Source organism: Leptotrichia hongkongensis (assembly GCF_007990635.1).
GTDB classification, from domain to species: domain Bacteria; phylum Fusobacteriota; class Fusobacteriia; order Fusobacteriales; family Leptotrichiaceae; genus Leptotrichia; species Leptotrichia hongkongensis.
Genome location: NZ_AP019846.1, coordinates 1186407 through 1206577 on the forward strand (window position 1 = coordinate 1186407; position 20171 = coordinate 1206577).

The 20171-nt window shown below is 28.7% G+C and carries 19 protein-coding genes and 1 pseudogene; all 20 read right to left on the reverse strand.

From position 1 onward, the window contains the following. Positions 1-5: 5 nt before the first annotated feature. Entirely contained in the window at positions 6-869 is an 864-nt protein-coding gene (locus tag FVE75_RS05660; RefSeq protein WP_232052459.1) for a DNA polymerase III subunit beta, read from the reverse strand. After that, positions 866-1132, reverse strand: coding sequence for a DNA polymerase III subunit beta family protein (locus FVE75_RS11400; protein WP_232052460.1), 267 nt, complete (start codon positions 1130-1132; stop codon positions 866-868). Before FVE75_RS11400 ends, FVE75_RS05660 begins: the two co-directional genes overlap by 4 nt. 15 nt (positions 1133-1147) lie before the next feature. Continuing rightward, the gene (locus FVE75_RS05665; protein ID WP_147005616.1) at positions 1148-1969 is read right to left on the reverse strand and encodes a sigma-70 family RNA polymerase sigma factor; all 822 of its coding nucleotides are present in this window, start codon (positions 1967-1969) and stop codon (positions 1148-1150) included. Between the two features lie 34 nt (positions 1970-2003). Continuing rightward, on the reverse strand, positions 2004-3026 hold the full coding sequence (locus FVE75_RS05670) for an NAD(P)H-dependent glycerol-3-phosphate dehydrogenase (protein WP_147005617.1): 1023 nt from the start codon (positions 3024-3026) through the stop codon (positions 2004-2006). A gap of 24 nt (positions 3027-3050) precedes the next feature. Next, positions 3051-3668, reverse strand: a complete 618-nt coding sequence (plsY, locus tag FVE75_RS05675; protein ID WP_147005618.1) for a glycerol-3-phosphate 1-O-acyltransferase PlsY — start codon at positions 3666-3668, stop codon at positions 3051-3053. A 31-nt stretch (positions 3669-3699) separates the two neighbouring features. Continuing rightward, entirely contained in the window at positions 3700-5151 is a 1452-nt protein-coding gene (locus FVE75_RS05680) for an MATE family efflux transporter (RefSeq protein ID WP_147005619.1), read from the reverse strand. Positions 5152-5171: 20 nt separating this feature from the next. Further along, positions 5172-6277: pseudogene (locus FVE75_RS05685) on the reverse strand (lipid-A-disaccharide synthase). 292 nt (positions 6278-6569) lie between these two features. After that, positions 6570-7373 (reverse strand): LpxI family protein, encoded by an 804-nt coding sequence (locus FVE75_RS05690; RefSeq protein WP_147005620.1) that lies wholly within the window; start codon positions 7371-7373, stop codon positions 6570-6572. A gap of 98 nt (positions 7374-7471) precedes the next feature. Continuing rightward, positions 7472-8248 (reverse strand): acyl-ACP--UDP-N-acetylglucosamine O-acyltransferase, encoded by a 777-nt coding sequence (gene lpxA, locus FVE75_RS05695; RefSeq protein WP_147005621.1) that lies wholly within the window; start codon positions 8246-8248, stop codon positions 7472-7474. Positions 8249-8410: 162 nt separating this feature from the next. After that, on the reverse strand, positions 8411-8845 hold the full coding sequence (fabZ, locus tag FVE75_RS05700) for a 3-hydroxyacyl-ACP dehydratase FabZ (RefSeq protein ID WP_006804216.1): 435 nt from the start codon (positions 8843-8845) through the stop codon (positions 8411-8413). Positions 8846-9049: 204 nt separating this feature from the next. Continuing rightward, positions 9050-9898 (reverse strand): UDP-3-O-acyl-N-acetylglucosamine deacetylase, encoded by an 849-nt coding sequence (lpxC, locus tag FVE75_RS05705; RefSeq protein WP_147005622.1) that lies wholly within the window; start codon positions 9896-9898, stop codon positions 9050-9052. A 545-nt stretch (positions 9899-10443) separates the two neighbouring features. Further along, entirely contained in the window at positions 10444-12585 is a 2142-nt protein-coding gene (locus FVE75_RS05710; RefSeq protein ID WP_147005623.1) for a M13 family metallopeptidase, read from the reverse strand. A 305-nt stretch (positions 12586-12890) separates the two neighbouring features. Then, positions 12891-13706 carry a MetQ/NlpA family ABC transporter substrate-binding protein gene (locus tag FVE75_RS05715; protein ID WP_147005624.1) on the reverse strand — a complete coding sequence of 272 codons (816 nt, stop codon included), beginning with the start codon at positions 13704-13706 and terminating at the stop codon, positions 12891-12893. A 48-nt stretch (positions 13707-13754) separates the two neighbouring features. Further along, positions 13755-14561 (reverse strand): MetQ/NlpA family ABC transporter substrate-binding protein, encoded by an 807-nt coding sequence (locus FVE75_RS05720; RefSeq protein WP_147005625.1) that lies wholly within the window; start codon positions 14559-14561, stop codon positions 13755-13757. A 54-nt stretch (positions 14562-14615) separates the two neighbouring features. After that, positions 14616-15260 (reverse strand): methionine ABC transporter permease, encoded by a 645-nt coding sequence (locus tag FVE75_RS05725; RefSeq protein ID WP_197735206.1) that lies wholly within the window; start codon positions 15258-15260, stop codon positions 14616-14618. Positions 15261-15304: 44 nt separating this feature from the next. Beyond that, positions 15305-16378, reverse strand: a complete 1074-nt coding sequence (locus FVE75_RS05730; RefSeq protein ID WP_147005627.1) for a methionine ABC transporter ATP-binding protein — start codon at positions 16376-16378, stop codon at positions 15305-15307. A 216-nt stretch (positions 16379-16594) separates the two neighbouring features. Next, a complete protein-coding gene (locus FVE75_RS05735) occupies positions 16595-17326 on the reverse strand; it encodes an amino acid ABC transporter ATP-binding protein (RefSeq protein ID WP_172618836.1) in 732 nt (243 codons plus the stop codon). Between the two features lie 51 nt (positions 17327-17377). Then, entirely contained in the window at positions 17378-18034 is a 657-nt protein-coding gene (locus FVE75_RS05740; protein ID WP_021744911.1) for an amino acid ABC transporter permease, read from the reverse strand. Between the two features lie 2 nt (positions 18035-18036). Beyond that, entirely contained in the window at positions 18037-18825 is a 789-nt protein-coding gene (locus FVE75_RS05745) for an amino acid ABC transporter substrate-binding protein (RefSeq protein ID WP_147005629.1), read from the reverse strand. A gap of 287 nt (positions 18826-19112) precedes the next feature. Beyond that, on the reverse strand, positions 19113-20102 hold the full coding sequence (locus FVE75_RS05750; RefSeq protein WP_147005630.1) for a DUF3829 domain-containing protein: 990 nt from the start codon (positions 20100-20102) through the stop codon (positions 19113-19115). Between the last annotated feature and the right edge of the window lie 69 nt (positions 20103-20171).

Below are 20171 nucleotides of genomic sequence, written 5' to 3' on the forward strand. Positions count from 1 at the left end.
AGAAACTAGCTTTCCCTAAGCGCCAATGGCATTGTGAAGTACAGCGACTTATCATTATCTTCATCTTTTACAATTACTGAACTTTTATTATTTAACAGTTCCAGCACAGTTACTTTCCCTTCAATTGTGGAAATATAATCAAGTAAAAATCTTACGTTTAATGAAATCTTTAAATCTCCACCTTCCTGAATTGTTACAATTTCTTCTTTTATCTGTGCATTTTCACTTGTTCCAGTAAGCAATAGCTTGTTATTGGCAAAATTAAATATTCCGCCATTTTTAGCTTCTTTGTTATCCCTAACAAATATAGCTGTTCTTCTTAGCACCGATAAAAAATCCTTTGTATTTAGCAATATTTTTTTATTATGTTGTGAGTTATTTAAAATTGATTTGTAATCTGGAAATTGTAAATCAATTGTACGAGTTAATATTTCTACATTTGAAAATTGGAAAAATACTTTTGAACCATCTGATTTCACTGTAATATTTTCCTCATCAATAAGTTTCATAATTTTTATTAATCCATCTATTGTTTTTAATGGAATACTTAAACTAAGATTTTCCTTCCCTTTCTGAGCATCATCCAAATTTTCCTCAATATATGTCAATCTGTATGTATCAGATGAGATGAGTTTTAACTTGTCTTCCTCTATTTCCATTCTAATACAGTTTACAGCAAGATTTTCTGGGTTTGGAGAAGCCGAAATTTTTACATTTTCAATATCATTTAATAACTTTTCTTTTTCAAAGACATATTCAACTCCATTTTCCAGTTTTGACTGAACTGGGAAATTTTCTGAATCATATAAAGAAAATTCAGTGTTTGTTGAACTTGCTTTAATTACTAATTTTCCGTTTTCTTCAATCAATGTAATTTTTCATCAGAAATTTGTTTCAAAAATTCTTCGATTAATTTGTGTTTTATAACAATTTTTCCTTCTTCTTCAATTTGAGCTTCTATTTCAGTATTTATAGATAACTCTAAATCTGTTCCACGTAAAATTGCCTTTCCTTCGTGTGTTTCAATATAAATTCCAGAAAGGACTTCTCTTATCTTATTTTCAGTTACTGCATTTTCAACTATAGTTATAGCTTTTAATAATGATTTTCTATCTACAATTATATGTAACATACTCTTAACTCTCCTTTACAGTATATCCTTATATTCTTCCAAATGTTCTTTTAATTTTGTTATAGCCTTTTTTTCTATTTGTCTAACTCTTTCACGAGTAATTCCCATTTGTTCTCCAATTTCCTTTAATGTATGAATCTTGTTGTCATACAGTCCATAACGATATTCAAGAATCATTCTTTCACGCTTATTCAAAACTTTTTCAAGTAAATCTTTCATTTCGATAAGCTGATCTTCTTTTATTATTTTATCCTCAACATCATCATTTTTCCCAATGATATCTTCCAAATAAATGTTATCTCCTATTGTTTCATTTAATGACATTATATCCTGAAATTCACCTAAAAGCAAGATAACCTTACTTTCCTTCAAATCAACTTCCTTCGCAATATATTCTGTCGATGGAGCTTCACCATGAATGGCAGTATAATCTTTTATGACTCTATTTACTTTTGACAATTGCTCGTACTTATAAGATGGTATTCTTATATCACGTCCTATATTAATGATAGCCTTTTTTATCGACTGTTTTATCCACCATACTGCATATGTGCTGAACCTATGACCTTTTTCATAATCAAACTTATTTATAGCCTTTATTAGTCCAATATTACCTTCACTAATTAAATCAATCAGAGGAAGCCCATTTCCAAGAGATTTTTTAGCTGTACTTATTACCAGTCTTAAATTTGATAAAATTAACAATTGCCTTGCCTGTTCGTCATTATCTTCCCTAATTCGTTTTAACAGTTCATATTCTTCCTCCTTTGAGAGTAAATCAAATTTTTGAATATCACTTAAATATAACGACATTAAGTTTAAGTTGTTATCTTCCATTACCTCACTCCAGTTTTATTTTTTATATAATTTTTTAATTTGAAAATTCTGATTTTAAATCTCTGCTCATAAATGTAGATTCCAATTCTGAAACTGGCTTCCCATCGTATATTACTTCATAAAGTGCTGTAAAAATTGGTGCTTTCAGGTTATTTTCCTTTATAATTTTATAAAGAGCCTTTATTGTTTCTGCACCTTCTGACACCATATTCATGTGAGAAACTATATCTTCAATTTTTTCACCTTGTCCCAGTTTTTCTCCCACAAATCTATTTCTACTGTGTTTACTTGTACAAGTTACAATAATATCTCCAAGCCCTGATAATCCCATAAATGTTTTAGGATTGGCTTTGTAATATTTTGCAATTTCAAACATTTCATTAATTCCACGAGTTATTAGAGCAGCCTTCGTATTATCTCCATAACCCATTCCATCAGCAATTCCCGCTGCGATTGCAAGACAGTTCTTTAATGCTCCGGCAAGTTCAGCACCCATAAGGTCTGTTCCTGTATAAACTCTGAAATAAAGATTACTAAATGTAGTTTGTACTGTTTTGGCAGCTTCTTCATTTTCAGATACAGAAAGTATGGCAGATGGCAATTTTTGAGCCACTTCTTCAGCGTGTGTCGGTCCTGCCAGCAGAACATAATTATACGGCTTGTTTCCAAGCTCCTCATCTATTATTTCAGAAATTCTTTTTTTAGTAGCAATTTCTAGCCCTTTTGCAACATTTACCAATATTATATTATAATTTAAGAAATTTTTCAATCTTTTTAAAATGTTTCTTAAAAATTGCGTAGGAGTTGCTAATAAAAGAATGTCAATTTTTCCATATTTTTGAGAATTTTCAAGAACATCTGCATAATCATCCACAACATTAAGACTGTCTGGTAATTTTATATTGGGTAAAAATTTTGGATTTTCCTTTGTATCACGAATTACTTTTCTTACTTCTTCATTATGCTCCCATAAATAGACTTTATGTCCATTTTCTACTAATAATTTTGAAAGACATGTCCCCCAGCTTCCACCACCAATGACTAATATGTTTTTCATTATTATCCCTTCCTTTCCTACTTCTTATTTTTTTAGGCTAAATTTAGATTCTGTACCATTTTTTAATCTTTCGATATTAGTTCTATGTTTCACTACAATTAAGATTGCTATCAAAATTCCTAAAATAATATATATTATTTCCTGATACAAAAAATATATAAAAATTGGAAGTGATATAGCCGCTAAAATAGAAGATAATGAAACGTATTTTGAAATTGCAAAAACCACAAAAAATACAATTGCAGCAAACAATATCGCTTTTGGCACTAAAATCAGAAATACTCCAAGTGTCGTTGCAACAGCCTTCCCACCTTTAAAATTCATAAAAATAGAAAAAACATGACCTAAAATTGCACAGATTCCAACTAGTACATAATCAAAATTTGAAATTTTTGTCAAATTTTCAAAAAAATCAACTTTTAATAAGATTGCTATCAATGTTGGAACTAATCCTTTAGAAACATCTAAAATTAATGTCAAAATACCTAATTTCGCTCCCAAAACACGTGCAGCATTTGTTGAGCCGGTATTCCTGCTCCCATGCTCACGAATATCTATCCCTTTAAACACTTTTCCTATCCAAAGTGCATTTGGCACACTTCCTAAAATATATGCCAGTGCCATTAATAAAATCGTAATCATTTTTAATCCCTCTTTATTTCAATAAATTTTATTATTTATCGCTATTTCCATCTTCATCTGTTTCCTTATATTCCAGTAGATGGTTTTGATTTTCTATCATTTTATCAAAAAATTTTTTCTCCTTATACAAGAAAATTAACAATATCAAGAAAAACAGCAAATCAGTAAATGGCTGTGCAAGCCATACACCGTCTAACTTCCAAATATTTGAAAAAATTATGACAACTAACAGAAATATAACAACTTGTCTTAGTAAATTCAATATAACTGAATATTTTGAACGTCCCGTTGCTTGAAAATAGTTTGGTACAGTTATTCCAAAAGATGAAATTACTACAAGTGAAAAATATATTCTAATGGCTTTTACTCCCTCTCTCAAAGCTTCAGGCGTACTTTTTTCATTAAAGAACAAAATTAGCTCTTTAGGTAAAAGCATTACAATTACCCAAAATATAAAAGATAATATAACTCCTGCATTTATAGCTGTCATTAATGATTTTTTCACTCTTGTAAAATTTTGGGCACCATAATTAAATCCAATTATTGGCTGAACAGCCTGCGAAACTGAATAAACACTCATCGTCATAATTGGTAAATATGAATTTATAATTGTCATAACTGCTACACCGTAAGTCCCGCCATAAGTGTCTACAATTTTATTTGTTACAAGTCCTACTCCTGAACTTGCAGCTTGTAACAAAAATGGTGACATTCCTATTGAAAAAATATCCTTTATTATTTTTGAATCTAATTTCATTTTTGAAAATTTTATTGTAATAATACTTTCTTCTTCCAGCTTAAATCCAAACATATCAATTTTAAATGGTAATTTCCCGGCAATCAGAAACCAAAGTACAAATATCGCAGATAACACATTTCCAATCAATGTTGCATAAGCAGTTCCTTCAATTCCAGTATGCATAATCATTACAGCCACATAATCCAAAGCAATATTTACAACTGCACCAATCAGCATTGAAAACATCGCAACTCGTGGTGCTCCAGCCGCATTTAACACATTTGTCAATCCAAATGAATAAAACAAAGGCAAGATTGCTAGTAATATTATTTCCAGATAAGCCCTTGCATATGGCAATGTCTCATTATTAGCACCTGAATATCGTAAAACTGTGTTAATATTCAATATTAAAAGTACATACAGTGCAAGTCCTAAAATAGTAAATAATGTTACTGCATTTCCCAATATTTTTTTAGCTTCCCCTTTTTTTCCCTGTCCAAGCCGAATTGAAATGATAGTTCCAGCTCCAACTCCTATGAACATTGAAAAGGCAATAATCAGCATAACAATATAAAAAGCAATTCCCGCACCAGCAAGTGCTTTTTCACTAATCTTTCCAACAAAGAACCTGTCAACAATATTATACAAAACAACTGCCGCAGATCCAATAAGTGTTGGTATGAAATATTTTACAAATAATTTCAAAATAGAACCTTTTAACAGTTCTTCACGTTTTTTTTCCATATTTTTTCCTTTTTGTAAAGTTAATCTCTATTTTCTAACAAATAATCAGCAATTTTTTCCAAAACTCCAAAATTACCTAGTTTTTCTCTCTCTTTTTTCAATTCTAAAACAACATTTTCCTTATTTTTTTCCGTAATTTCCATTTCTTCAAGCAACTTTTCCACCGAAAAATCTTCCTGTAGCAATTCTTTAAAAATCTCTTTGTTTGCATTTAGATTAGTAAGCGTTATATATTTTATCTTGATTATCTTTCTTGCAATAAAAGCATTAATTTTAGATGTTTTGTAAACTACAATCACAGGCAGTCCCATAAGTGATACTTCAAAAGTTACTGTTCCCGAAGTCGCTATTGCATATTTACAATCTTTACGAATGTTTTTTATTTCATCAAAAGTTATTTCCAAATTTGGAATTTTATGAACATCAATTTTGTATTTTTTCTCAAAGTCACGTATATATTTTATATGATTCTTGCTTGCCAGCTTCATCAAAAATTTCTCATTTTTAACTTTTTCATTTCTAACCAGTTCCATAATTACTGGCAAAAATTTCTCAATTTCCTGTCGTCTGCTTCCTGGAAGAAGCAATATTTTTTCTCCCAGCTTATCAGAAAATTCATATTTGTCAACAAATGGATTACCAAAATACTCTACTTTGAGTCCTTTTGATTCATTCTTTTTCAAAGTATTATCATAATATGCCTTTTCAAAAGGAAAAATTACAATAACATCATCAAATTTCTTTAATTTTTCAATCCGTTTTTTCCCCCAAGCCCATACTTTAGGCGGAATATAATAAACCATTCTCAAATTCTGCAGTTCTTTTTCTAAAATTTTCTTTTTCAATAACTCAAAAATTTCAGGTTAAATCCTCCAAAATCAACAAAAATAACAGTTTCTATTCCATTTTCTTTGATAAATTCTAAATATTCATGGGCTTTTTCCGTAAAATAACTGTACTTTTTCAAAGCCTCTACAAATCCCATAACATCATTATTTTTAATATGATTTACTGCCTTAACTCCAGCCTCTATCGATTTATCTCCAACCACACCAAAAAACTCAACATTTTTATCTTTTTTTCGCATTTCTTCCACAATGTATGAAGCGTGTAAATCTCCAGACATTTCACCGCAGGAAATAAAGATTTTTTTCTTTTTTTGAGATTTTACTATTGATAAATCATTGTTTTTTTCTTTTATTATATCATTTTTATTATTTATCATTTTTAGCCTTTTTTATATTCTTTAATTTACTTACTTAAAACTGCTTTACAAATTTTTCAAACATTTATTTTATATATTTTGCAGACAACAATATAGATATTTGAATAGATTTTAACAATAAAAACTAAATAAAATACCAGTATTTATAATTTTTTTGAGTTTAATTTTAAAAAATAGTTTTACAAAGAAACTTTTAAATCTTAATTCCTTTTATAAAAATTTTATTTTTGTTTGCAAATTTTATAACTTCCTCTTTATCAATAAACAGCATTTTATCAGCTTCAATTACAATACCACGTCCATTAATTTCTACAACTTTTTTTATCGTTTCCAGACCAATTGTTGGAATATCTATACGATAATCCTGATGATGCCTTGCCATTTTCACTACAATACAATTTTTTCCAGCTAGTTCTCCACCACGTAAAATTGCCTTATCAGTACCTTCCACTCCTTCAAGAGCAATGACCGACTCATCTTTTACAACAACTGTTTGTCCTGCATCAATGTCGGTAAGCATCCTTGCCGCTTCAATTCCGATTTCTATTGTTTTTTCCTCATTTTTACTTGGTAAAACTTTTGTATATGTTTCATTTCCTGCAATATACTCGTCCATTAGATAATTTTGAGGCAGAACTTCGATATTTTCTGATTCAATGTAATCAATTATTGCCTTTAAAATATTTTTATCTTTTTTATTTTTTGTAGATAATAATATCTTAGTTGCTGTCAAGTCAAACTTTAAATTTGAAAATATCAAATTTTTTTCAACTTTTCCAAGCATTATTAAATGCTTTATGCCGTTTTTCTTAAAATATGAGATTATTTTCCCAACTTGAGCAACGCTGTATTTCACAGAATTTTTATGCTCTTTTACACTTTCTTCCACACTTTCAAATAGATAAACTGAAAATGGTTCAATCCCTTTCAAAATACATTGATTCAAAAATAATTCAGGTAATTTCCCATTTCCAGCAATCAAACCTACTTTTTCCATTATCACTTTTTCCTCTTAAAAAATATCTATATTAAAAAATTAACTCAAAATAAAATATAGATTATTTTGAGAAATTTTACATTTTAAGTTTTTATTTTTTATCTTGTTATACCTCTTTTACTTTTTCTTATAAAATTAACAAGATTTTGTGCTTCTTCGTATTGTCCGTAATCACGTTCAACAATTTGAAGCGCTTCTTCCAGTTTCAACTTTTTCTTAAATATAATTTTATACAACTCTCTTAACCTTTTTATCTGCTCTTCTGAAAAACCTCTACGTTGAAGTCCTACAATATTGATATATACAGCTCTTGCCTTATTCCCTTCAGATAGCATATATGGAACAACATCCTGATTTACAGCCGAACATCCACCTATCATGGCGTGCCGCCCAACTCTTGTAAACTGATGCACAGCAGTAAGTCCACCTACCACCGCATAGTCTTCCACTTCAACATGTCCAGCAAAAGTCGCAGCATTTGCCAGTACACAGTTATCTCCAATTATACAATCGTGAGCAATATGAACATAGGCCATTACAAGCGTATTATTTCCAATTCTTGTTTCATATTTATCAGTAGTTCCACGGTGAATTGTAACAAATTCACGAATTTTATTGTTATTTCCAATAACAACTCTAGTTTTTTCTCCACCAAACTTCAAATCTTGCGGATCTTTACCTATTGAAGCAAAAGAAAAAATATAATTATTTTCACCAATTATCGTTTCTCCTTCAATTACAACATGCGATTCTACAATAGTTCCATTTCCGATTATTACTTCTGGCCCTATAATCGAATAAGGACCTATCTTTACATTTTCTCCAAGTTTAGCATTTGGATCAACAATTGCCGTTGGATGTATATTTAAACTCATAATTATTATACCTCATTCTTTTATTTTGAATTACTTAAAATCCGAATTTTAAAATTAAACAGAACTTATAAAAAATCGAACTAAATAACTTTCATGCTACCCAAACAACAGTTTTGTTTCATTTAAAAAATCTAATTTTAAAGTAGTTTGAGTATTATCTAATTATAAATCCTGTACTGAAAATTTCAAGTCAGCTTCACTTACAACTGTACCGTCAACAACACATCTTCCACGTGCAACTATTACATTACTTTTAACTTTTATTTTTTCTACTTCCAGTCTTAATTGATCTCCTGGAACAACCGCTCTTCTAAATTTACATTTGTCAATTGACATAAATAAAGGTATTTTCCCCGGTTCCAACATTAACAGTCCTACAGCCTGTGCCAATGCTTCTATTTGTAAAACTCCCGGCATTACTGGCTTTCCTGGAAAGTGTCCTTGGAAAAACTCTTCATTCATTGTAACATTCTTTATTGCCACCAAAGAATCTGTACCATTTTTTTCAATAACTCTGTCTACGAGTAAAAATGGATATCTATGTGGTAATATTTTCATAATATCCTCTATATTCATAATTGTTTCATTTGATGCCATATTTTCTATTCCTCCAATTTATATTTTTATTTATTTCAAAATTTCTATTTAAAATCAAACCAGCAAATATTCTAAAAATCATTAATTTTTAGTATTTTTATTAAAGCTTTTAATTTATTTGATTTAATTTCAATATTTTCAATAAAATTTTACATATACATTATATTTGATTTTTATCGAAATTACAAGTGTTTTTTATGTTTTTTATAAATATTTTTTTGCAATCATCTCAGTTAATCTCGAATTTACATAGTGTCCAGCTTTTATTGCAATAATGTGAGCCTTTATAGGCGTTCCCAAAACATATAAATCTCCAATTATATCAAGAATTTTATGTCTTACAAACTCATCAGAATATCTCAATCCTTCTGGATTTAATGGACCATCTGCACCTACTACCACAGCATTTTCCAAACTTCCTCCTAGTGCTAAGTTATTCTTTTTAAGAAAATCTATTTCATAATCAAATGCAAAAGTTCTACATTTTGCAATATTTTCTATATAATTTTCTAAATTTACTTCAAGCTCATAATACTGTGATTTCAAAAAACTATGATTAAAATCAATCGTATAAGATATTTTAAATCCATCATAAGGCAATGCCATCACATATTTTCCCGTCTTTTCATCTGAAAATATAACAGGTTCTGTAATCACAACAGGCTCTATTTCCTCATTTAGCTCTACAATTCCAGCTTCTAGCAATTTTTCAACAAATCCAATTGAACTTCCATCCAAAATAGGTAATTCATTCCCTGAGATTTCAACTAAAATATCTGTTACTCCTATGATTGAAAGTGATGATAAAAAATGCTCAATTGTATGAACTTTCACATCATCTTCATTCCTGATGTTTGTTCCTCTTTCCAAATCAAATAAATTTCTATAATCAACCTTTATAACATTATTTTTCCCACTAACATCTATTCTTTTAAAAATAATTCCTCTTTCATCATTATTTTCACTAGGTTTCAAAGTTAATTTTATTTCTTCTCCCTTATGAAGTCCAATTCCTGATATTTCAATAATATTTTTTATAGTTTTTCTTTTCATTTTCCAATTTCCTCCATTTCCTAGAATTTTAATTTATATCTAGTTTTGTTATTTATAGAATATTTTTCTTTTCAGTAAATATTATATCACAAATTTAAATATTTTTCCTTTTATTATTTTGTAAATTTATAAATATCTTATTTACGTATTGCTTATTCTATATCTAAATTTATCAAATATATAGTAAAACTAGTTTAAAACAGAACTCAAAAATTATGACTATTTTACTTAAACCCTAAATTATATAATTTCTATCAGTTTAATTTTAAATAGGTTCGAGTATATAACAAAAATTACTATAATTTTTATATTCTTGTATAAAATTATACGTCCGATAATACATAGTTGTGTTAAAATAAATTAATATTTTCAAAAATGTATAATTAAATAAATCTCTTTTAAAAACCTAAAAATATAAGCATATCATACCTTTAAATAAAAATCTAAAAATATAGTAAACTATGGTTTATTCTGACAATTTTATAAGAAAAAAACTATCCTGATGATAAATTCAAGATAGTTTTTTGTTTTATTATTATATCATTTTACCAAATTTTTATTCTGTCTTGCGGTGTTTTGTACATTTTATCTCCTGGTTTTGTTTCAAATACTTTATGGAAGGCATCCACATTTTCTAAAGTCCCATTTACACGGAAAATATTTGGCGAATGTGAATCAGTTTTTGCTAGATTTTTTGAATATTCTAGTGTTGATTTTTGTCTCCACATTCTTGCAAAACTTAAAAAGAATAATTTATTTACAGTGTCTGAATAAGCTTTTGTAGAATTTGGATGATCTTTAAGGTATAATTGGAATGCATCATAAGCAAGGTTTAATCCTCCTAAGTCTGCAATATTTTCTGTTAATGTATATTTTCCATTAACATAGACTCCATCTCCAACTGTATATTTTGAAAATTGATTTTCCAGTTTTTTCGTAGCCATATCAAACTTCATTTTATCTTCAGTCGTCCACCAGTTTTTTATATTCCCGTCTCCATCATATTCTGCTCCTGATACGTCAAATGCATGTGTTAATTCGTGTCCAATAATTGATCCTATTGCTCCAAAATTGCTGGCCATTTCTAATCTACTGTAATCATAAAATGGATACTGTAATATTCCTGCTGGAAATACTATTTCATTACTTGTTGGCGAATAATAAGCATTTATTGTTTGCGGAGACATATGCCATTCCGTTTTATCTACTGGTTTACCAACTTTAGCCATTTCTTCATTATATCCCCATTCACTAATTTTTTTCATTTGGTCATACAAAGAATCCTCGCTTGAGATTGTCATTTTACTATAATCTTTCCATTTGTCAGGATATCCGATTTTGACAGTAACTTTCGATAATTTTTCAAGCGCTTTTTTCTTAGTTGCTGCACTCATCCAATCTAGTTTTTCAATTCTATTTTTCATAGCTTTTTTAATATATTCAACCATTTGCTGAGTATTTTTCTTAGCTTCTGGAGAGAAATTTCTTTGAATATAAATTTTACCAATTATTTCTTCTAAAGTTTCATTTGTAAAGTTTAATGCCCTTTTTTCAAGTGTTTCTCTTTCCTTTTGTCCATTTAAATATTTACCAAAAAATTCAAAATTTCTCAAACTAATTGCATCATTTAAAAGTCCAGCTGAAGAACTAATTAAATTATATTTCATGTAATCCTTAATTACATTAATATTTTCATTATTTACAAATTTATCCAAATTTTTAAAATAATTCAGTTCTGTTATTATTACTTTATCAGTTTTTACATTAAGCTGCTTCAAATATTGTGCTAAATCTACATTTTTAGATAAAGTAGCTAAATCCGTTACCTTTAAAGGATTATTGTATTTTTTTACGTCATGACGTTCTTCATTTGTCATCAAGGTTCCTGCTATTTCTTTTTCAAAAGCAACTATTTTTTTTGCTTTTTCAAGAGTATTGCTTTCTCCTAAATATTTTAACATATCACTAACATATTTAGTATATTCTTCTAATACCGCTTTATTTTCTTTAGTATCTTTTTGATAATAATCTCTTGACAAACCTAGTCCAGCACTTCCTAAATAAATTGCATTATTTTTAGAATCATTAAGGTCTGTTCCTACTCCCCATCCATAAAATTCAGAACCTCCAAATTTTGTAACTTCTACATTGTATTTCTTCAAATCTTCAATATTTTGTATTGCATTTATCTTTTCTAAATCTTTTTTAATAGGGGCTAATCCTTCCTCGTTTCTTTTTTTCATATTAGAGAAACTGTCGTAAAGGGTTACAACCTTTTTTTCATCAGGAGTAAGTGATGTTTTATTTTTTAGCTCCTTTATTAAATTACGTAAAAAATCTTGATTTTTTTCATTAAGTTCATAAAAAGATCCCCAAGCTGGCTTTGTCGAAGGAATTTTTGTTTTTTTCTCCCAATTTTCATTTACATAACTATAAAAATCATCCTGTGCTCTAACAGTCGTGCTGAGTTCATCAAATAATGCCTTATCGTTTTCCTTCAAAAGCTTTGCCTGCTGTTTTTCATAAAAATCCCAAAATCCTGCTTGTTTTTGTGCAGGTTGTGCTGCCGGTTTAGTATTTTGAATTATTTTTTCTGATATTTCTCTAGTATCAGCATTTTGCTCATTCTCTGCATAAATTAAATTAACACTTGCTAAAAATAGCGAAACTGTAAGTAACTTTTTCATTTTTCTTCATTTCTTTATAAAAAGAAAATTTCTCCTTTCATTTTCGTATACACTAAAATTATTTTAAAATCGAACTCCAAAATTATGACTTTTTCTCTTAAACCTAAGTTATCAGTTCGATTTTTAAAAGGTCTAAGTATATTTCTAAATTTTTGAAAATGTCGCGTACTATTATACATTTTTCTCATATTTATTTCAACAAATTTATATAAAAAAATCAATATTTTTTATTTTTTTAAATTCAATAATAAAAAATAGCCCTAAAACACAATCTAAGGCTATCTTTATCAAAAATATTTTTTATATTAGAAAGCAGGAATTACTCTACCTTCATATTTTTCTTCAATATATTTCTTAACTTTTTCACTTTGCAGTGCTTTTACTAATTTTTTAACTCTCTCGTCATTTTCATTTCCTTTTAATACTGTAACAATGTTTACATAAGGCGAGTCTTTACCTTCAATCAAGATAATTTCATTTTTTGTAACTCCAGCATCAATTGCAAAGTTTGAATTTATGATTGCTCCTGCAACTTCTGATAATCTTGGTGCAATTTGTTCGTTTGATAATGTTTCAATTTTGATATTTTTTGGATTTTGAACAATATCAGCTGGTGTAGCATCTAATTTTGTATTATCTTTTAATTTTATAATTCCAGCTTTATCAAGTAGAATTAATGAACGTCCTCCATTTGTTGGATCATTAGGAATAATTAAAGTATCTCCATTTTTTAAGTCGTTAATATTTTTTATTTTTTTAGAATATAATGCCATTGGCTCCAAATGAATATTTCCAACTGCTGACAATCCAATATTATTTTTCTTTCCAAAATCATTCATATATGGAACATGTTGGAAGAAGTTTGCATCTATACTTTTGTCTGCAAGTGCCTTATTTGGCTGAACATAGTCATTAAATTTAACTATTTCAAGTTCAATCCCTTCTTTTTTCAGGTCATCCTTTACCAAATTCAATAATTCAGCGTGAGGAACTGGTGTCGCACCTACAATTAATTTTTCAGTTTTTCCTGATGGAGCTCCTCCTTTTGATTCTGTTCCTTTACTTCCGCAAGCTACTAAAAATAGTGCTGTTGCTAATAATAATGATAATATTTTTTTCATAAATACCTCCAAAAATTTTTTATTTATAATTTATTTTACAAACTTTTACTAAAATACCGGAATAATAACATCTTTATATTTTTCTTCCATATATTTTTTTACTTTTTCACTTTGTAATGCCTTTAACAGTTTCTGAATTCTAGGATCATTTTCATTTCCTTTCAATGTTGCAAGAACATTTGCATAAGGTGAATCTTTATCTTCTTTTACAAGTCCATCTTCTTTATATGACAATCCTGCATTTAATGCAAAACTGCTATTTACAATTGAAGCAGCAACTTCAGGCAATCTTGGCGGAAGCTGTTCTGCCGAAAGCTCTTCAAATTTTATATTTTTTGGATTGCTTACAATATCTTTTAGTGTTGCATCCACATTCTTGTTATTATTTAATTTTATAATTCCAGCTTTATCAAGCAGAATTAATGAACGAGCCAAATTTGTCGGATCATTTGGCAACAATATTGTATCGCCATTTTTTAATTCGTTAATATTTTTTATTTTTTTAGAATAAAGTGCAAGTGTAGGTAAATATATTTTTCCAACTGCCGTCATCTCAAATCCATTTTTCTTTCCAAAATTTTCCATATATGGAGTATGCTGGAATAAATTAGCATCTACTTCTTTTGACTGTAGCACTTTATTTGGTTGAACATAGTCATTAAACTCTACTATTTCAAGCTCTATTCCTTCCTTTTTTAAGTCATCCTTTACAAATTTTAAGATTTCTCCAGCAGGAATTGGTGTAGCAGCAACTTTTAATTTTTCAATTTTTCCAGAATCTTTTGAAGATTTTTCTGAATTTCCACAAGCTATTAAAAATAATGCTGTTACTAAAACTAACAAAATTTTTTTCATATAATCATCTCCCTTTTTGTATAACCTACAAAATTATTATTTTAATTTATTATGTTATGTTCTTTTTCTCTTATTCATAAGAGCTTTTACAATACTGTTACCAACAAACTGTATAATTTGTACAAGTACGATTATAACAATTGTCGCCTGCCACATTACTTCTGGCTTAGATCTTTGATAACCGTCAATTACAGCAGCATTTCCAAGTCCACCACCACCGATTGTCCCAGCCATCGCAGAATATCCAATCAGACTGATTAATGTTAACGTCAAGCCATGAACAAGTGCAGGAAGTGCTTCTGGTATCATCACTTTAAAAATAATTTCAGAAACTGTTGCCCCCATAGATTTCGAAGCTTCAATAAGGCCATCATCTACTTCCTTTAACGCTCCTTCTATGATTCTTGCTACAAATGGAGCAGAACCTAGCGAAAGGGGAACAATAAATGCAACACTTCCATAAGATTTATGAACAAGCATCCTTGAAAGCGGTATTAATAAAACCATTAAGATTATAAATGGAATTGATCTTGTAATATTTACAATAATCATATCTAATATTTTATGAATTGTTTTATTGGGCTTTACACCTTTTTCATCAGATGTAACAAGTAGAATTCCAATTGGAAGTCCGATAATTAATGCTATAATTGTCGAAATAAATACCATATAAATTGTTTCCCAAAGGGGTTCAGCCATATTTTGAAATTGTAAAAATTTAATCCAGTCAAATCTTACTCCCATTATACCACCTCCGAATCTATTTTATTTTCTTTCAGCCATTCAATAATATCTTTTGCTTTCTCTTCATTTGCTGAAATTTCTATTAATAAATTTCCAACAATAATACCCCCTACTTTATCAATAAATCCGCTTAGAATATTTATTTCAACATCATATTTACGAATAATTTTTGTAATATATGATTCGTTTACCTGTTCTTCGTTATATTTAAGACTTAGACGCAATTTTCCATTATTTTCTTCACGGCTCTTTATCTCTTCTTCTGTTCTAAATTCTTCGTGTGAAATATTTTGTACAAATTCTTTTGCCAGTTCTGTTTTTGGATTTAGGAAAATCTCTTTTGTCTCGCCTTTTTCAATAATTTGTCCGTCTGACATAATTGCAGCTTTATTACAAATCTTCTTTATAACTTCCATTTGGTGAGTAATCAAAATTATAGTTATTCCAAACTTTTTATTTATATCCTTTAACAGTTCCAGAATAGAATTAGTCGTTCTTGGGTCAAGTGCTGATGTTGCTTCATCTGAAAGCAGTAATTGCGGATTGTTTGCTAATGCCCTAGCTATCGCCACACGTTGCTTCTGTCCTCCTGAAAGTTGTTCGGGATAATTTAGCTTTTTATCTGAAAGCCCCACAATTTCAAGCAGTTCATCCACTCTTTTTTTAATATCTCTTTTTTTCCATCCTGAAATTTGCAACGGAAAAGCTATATTGTCAGCAACATTTTTTGAATTTAGCAAATTGAAATGCTGAAAAATCATACCAGTTTTTTTTCTATATTCTCTCAAAAGTCTTGTATTAAATTTTAGAATATTTTTATATTCATATCCAAGGCTTTTTTTCTTTTTTCTGTCAATAATTTCATGTCTTACTAAAATTTCTCCAGAAGTAGGTTCTTCCAGCCTATTAAGAAGCCTTATAAGAGTAGACTTACCAGCTCCACTAAGCCCCATAATTCCATATATATCGCCTTGCTCAATGTCAAGACTTACGTCGTTTACAGCTAGCAATTCTTGTCCATTATTAAGTTTATATTTTTTTACCAAATTCCTTATCTTAATAAAACCGTCCATATTTCACCTCTTTTTCATTTGTTTTACCTTATTCTTACTTTACTATAGTTAAAAAGATTATATTATTTATTCCTTTAAAAGTCAACTAACTATTTTAAATACTTTTTCATATTATATCATCTTTATATTGTATATACAAGTAAAAATTTAGGATTTACAAAAAATTTTATAAAATTATAAAAGGGTATGCTTATGATACCCTTAAATTAACCTAGATTAACTATTTGTATTTAAAAATTCCTTTACTCTTTGAGAAGATGGATTTTCAAAAATTTGTTGCGAGGTACCTGTTTCCAGTATTTTACCTTTTTCCATAACTACTACCCTATCTGAAATTTCACGAACAAAGTTCATTTCATGACTTACAATCAGCATCGTTATCTTTTGCTCTTTCAATTTTCTAATTATATCCAGTACCTCTTTTACAAGTTCTGGATCAAGTGCTGAGGTTGGCTCATCAAAAAGTAGTATGTCTGGCTGCAATGCTAATGCTCTTGCAATTGCCACGCGCTGTTTCTGACCTCCTGAAAGTTCATTTGGAAAACTGTTCATCTTATCTGATAATCCTACTAAATCAAGCATTTTTTTTGTAATAGTTTCTGCTTCTGATGTATCAATTTTTTTTACTAGCTTTAAAGTCTTTACTATATTATTTCTAACTGACAGATGAGGAAATAAATTAAAAGTTTGAAAAACCATTCCTGTTTTTAGCAGGATTTCCTTTTTAATTTTTTTATCTACATTTTTATCTGTCAGATTATTCCCCTCAATTAAAATCTCTCCTGATGTTATCGACTCTAAATCTACAATACAACGTAAAATTGTCGATTTTCCACTTCCAGAAGGCCCTATTAATGAGACAACTTCTCCTCTATTGATATATAAATTAATATCTTTTAAAATTATATTATCACCATATTGTTTTTTTAAATTTTTTACTTCTACTATTTTTTCATTTTTCACTCTTTATCTCCTAGTCCACTTTAATTTTAAAATTTCTTAAATTCTGACTTTATTTCTTTTCTCAATATTTTTAAACAATCTATCAACTGCAAAACTTAATACAAGATAAATGATAATTGCACAAATATATGGCGTAATATTATAGTAAATGTTTGCTAATTCCTTTGTACGCTTCATAACTTCAGTTACAGCGAGAACATAGATTAATGAAGTATCCTTTATAAGCGTAATTGCTTCATTTCCCAATGTTGGCAGTACTCTTCTTATTGCCTGTGGCAAAATAATATATATTATTTTTTGCCAGTAACTGTAACCAAGGACTTTTGCAGCCTCATGCTGTCCTTTATCGATACTTTCTATTCCACTTCTCATAATTTCCACAAGATATGCCGCATAATTTATAATAAAAGTGATAGTTGCTGCCGTATATGGCTCTAACACAACTTTATATCCGCCAATTTTCATAAGCGGTATTCCATAATAAACCACCATTAACTGAAGCATTAAAGGAGTTCCTCTAAATATCCAAGTGTAAACTGAAATAAAAAATTTTACTGTCTTATTTTTCCCTGTATATGCTAATGCTCCTAAAATTCCTAACGGGACGGAAAATAGGATTGTAAACACATATAATATTGCAACATTAGGTAATGTTTTTAATAATTCTACAAATATTGACAATGATTGATTCATTATTAATCTTTAAACCACTTTGAATAAATTTTTTGATAAGTCCCGTCTGTTTTCAATTCTTCAATAGCTTTATTTATAGCTTCAATTAATTTTGTGTTTCCTTTTTTAGCGGCAATTCCATATTCTTCTTCTCCATAGTTCTCTCTTAAAATTTTATAGAGATCTTTTTTAGCCTGTGTTTCTTTTGTCTTTTTAGTATATTTTGCCAACACTTCATCTGCTACAATTGCATCAACTCTTCCTGCATCAAGATCCATAAATGCCTGATCATATTGAGCATAAGTTTTAAATTCCTTAAATTTTTTATCCTCACCTGATTTTTTCACAGCTTCTTCTCCGCTGCTTTCAGTTTGGCTTCCAACATTTTTTCCTGTTAAATCAGCTTTTGCATTAATGCTTGAATCCTTTTTAACCACTATAAGCTGATGACTTGTAAAATAAGGTTTTGACATTTCAGTCTCTTTTTTTCTTTCCTCTGTTATAGTAAGTCCATTCCAAATTAAATCAATATTTCCACCATTCAAATCTAGTATCTTTGAATCCCAGTTTATTGGTTTAAATTCAACTTCAGCACCTAGCTTTTGAGCAACCGCTCTAGCCAAATCAATATCAAACCCCACAATCTCTCCTTTTTCATTCTTAAATCCCATCGGAACAAATGAATCATCAAGCCCAATCACTATTTTCTTAGGAATACCGTTAGCATTGGCTTTTTCTTCTTTTTCATCCTTCTGAACACTGCACATTAATACACTTAATGCAAAAATCATAAGCAACATTATTTTTTTCATTTCTACCGCCTCCTGCTTTCATTTATATACTAAAATTTACAAATTAATTTCTAAATATATTATAATAATAACATTTTTTTCGATATTTTGTCAATAATTATAATATATAACTTTTATATATTTCAATATATTTCATTTATGGTTAAATACTAAAAAATCAGAATAAAAAATACAAGGTGAGCGATTATACCCACCTATTTTATAATTATCCACATTTTTTTCATTTAAATATTAGCTTATTTTATCTAATAACAGTTTTATTATTTAAATTAAATTTAGTATAAATTCTATTTTTGTACCATTAAAACATTAAACACATTTTCTAAATCTGTCTTTGCACTCAAAATATTACTTGCACTCATTACTACATCCTGAATATTTTGATTTTTTACGCCTATTACCATTTTTTGCATGTTTTCTGATAACGTTTTTGAACTTTCCTTTATTTTTTTGAAATCTGCCTCACTTATATTTTCTTTCTTAGCATTTTCTAATGTTATTTCAGATACTGCCTTATATGTGTTTTGCACATTATTATTAGCTTCTTCTAGTGTTTTTATTTCATTTTCATCAAAGTTTAGATTATTTTTTCCAAATGCTGTTTTTCCAAATTCATTTACTGAATTTACAAATTTTAAAATATTTAATTTTGCTGTTTTACCATCTTTTTGTAATTGGCTCTCCATTTTTTGATTGATTATTTGAGCAATTTCATGTAATGAATTAGCAAAAATTTTGTGATTTTCCTGTCTATTTTGCAATACAACTTTATACTTGTCATTCAATTCTCCTACTTTTGCCAGCTTATCAGCTTTATAATCACCTTTTTCAAAATAATCGTTAATTTCTGTCAGTACCTTTTGTTCCTCTACCAATGAATTTATCAGATTTTCAGCATTTTTATCAATAGCTTCCATTTTGGGACTTTTTTGCATTACATCAGTAATTTCTTTTATATATTCACCAATCAGGTTAATTGAACTATCCAAATTTTCAGTAAATGTCGGCACTTCCGAAATATTTTTTATATTTCCAGTTTCATTAAGAAATTCCTCTTTTTTTATCTCCGTAAAAAATGTATTCCATTCTTCAGAATTTGGTACATCGCTTAATTTTGAATATTCATTATATTTTGCAATTTCCTCTGTTGAAATATCCCTTTTCACATTTGTTACTTTTACTTTATCCTTATTATTTTTGTCATTGCCCTTGTTATCACATCCCACAATAACTAGCAATGCCATTATTCCAATCACTGCATATTTTTTCAGTTTCATTATTTTTCCTCCAGAATGTTTTATTTTTTAAAATTTATAATTTTTACAATACTCTATTATTATACCAAA

What these genes read in the sequence shown, in the direction of transcription:
- FVE75_RS11400 (WP_232052460.1), bottom strand. Translation starts at nt 1,132, where the DNA reads ATGTTACATATAATTGTAGATAGAAAATCATTATTAAAAGCTATAACT.
- FVE75_RS05665 (WP_147005616.1), bottom strand. Translation starts at nt 1,969, where the DNA reads ATGGAAGATAACAACTTAAACTTAATGTCGTTATATTTAAGTGATATT.
- FVE75_RS05670 (WP_147005617.1), bottom strand. Translation starts at nt 3,026, where the DNA reads ATGAAAAACATATTAGTCATTGGTGGTGGAAGCTGGGGGACATGTCTT.
- plsY (WP_147005618.1), bottom strand. Translation starts at nt 3,668, where the DNA reads ATGATTACGATTTTATTAATGGCACTGGCATATATTTTAGGAAGTGTG.
- FVE75_RS05680 (WP_147005619.1), bottom strand. Translation starts at nt 5,151, where the DNA reads ATGGAAAAAAAACGTGAAGAACTGTTAAAAGGTTCTATTTTGAAATTA.
- FVE75_RS05690 (WP_147005620.1), bottom strand. Translation starts at nt 7,373, where the DNA reads ATGGAAAAAGTAGGTTTGATTGCTGGAAATGGGAAATTACCTGAATTA.
- lpxA (WP_147005621.1), bottom strand. Translation starts at nt 8,248, where the DNA reads ATGAGTTTAAATATACATCCAACGGCAATTGTTGATCCAAATGCTAAA.
- fabZ (WP_006804216.1), bottom strand. Translation starts at nt 8,845, where the DNA reads ATGGCATCAAATGAAACAATTATGAATATAGAGGATATTATGAAAATA.
- lpxC (WP_147005622.1), bottom strand. Translation starts at nt 9,898, where the DNA reads ATGAAAAGAAAAACTATAAAAAATATTATTGAAATATCAGGAATTGGA.
- FVE75_RS05710 (WP_147005623.1), bottom strand. Translation starts at nt 12,585, where the DNA reads ATGAAAAAGTTACTTACAGTTTCGCTATTTTTAGCAAGTGTTAATTTA.
- FVE75_RS05715 (WP_147005624.1), bottom strand. Translation starts at nt 13,706, where the DNA reads ATGAAAAAAATATTATCATTATTATTAGCAACAGCACTATTTTTAGTA.
- FVE75_RS05720 (WP_147005625.1), bottom strand. Translation starts at nt 14,561, where the DNA reads ATGAAAAAAATTTTGTTAGTTTTAGTAACAGCATTATTTTTAATAGCT.
- FVE75_RS05725 (WP_197735206.1), bottom strand. Translation starts at nt 15,260, where the DNA reads ATGGCTGAACCCCTTTGGGAAACAATTTATATGGTATTTATTTCGACA.
- FVE75_RS05730 (WP_147005627.1), bottom strand. Translation starts at nt 16,378, where the DNA reads ATGGACGGTTTTATTAAGATAAGGAATTTGGTAAAAAAATATAAACTT.
- FVE75_RS05740 (WP_021744911.1), bottom strand. Translation starts at nt 18,034, where the DNA reads ATGAATCAATCATTGTCAATATTTGTAGAATTATTAAAAACATTACCT.
- FVE75_RS05745 (WP_147005629.1), bottom strand. Translation starts at nt 18,825, where the DNA reads ATGAAAAAAATAATGTTGCTTATGATTTTTGCATTAAGTGTATTAATG.
- FVE75_RS05750 (WP_147005630.1), bottom strand. Translation starts at nt 20,102, where the DNA reads ATGAAACTGAAAAAATATGCAGTGATTGGAATAATGGCATTGCTAGTT.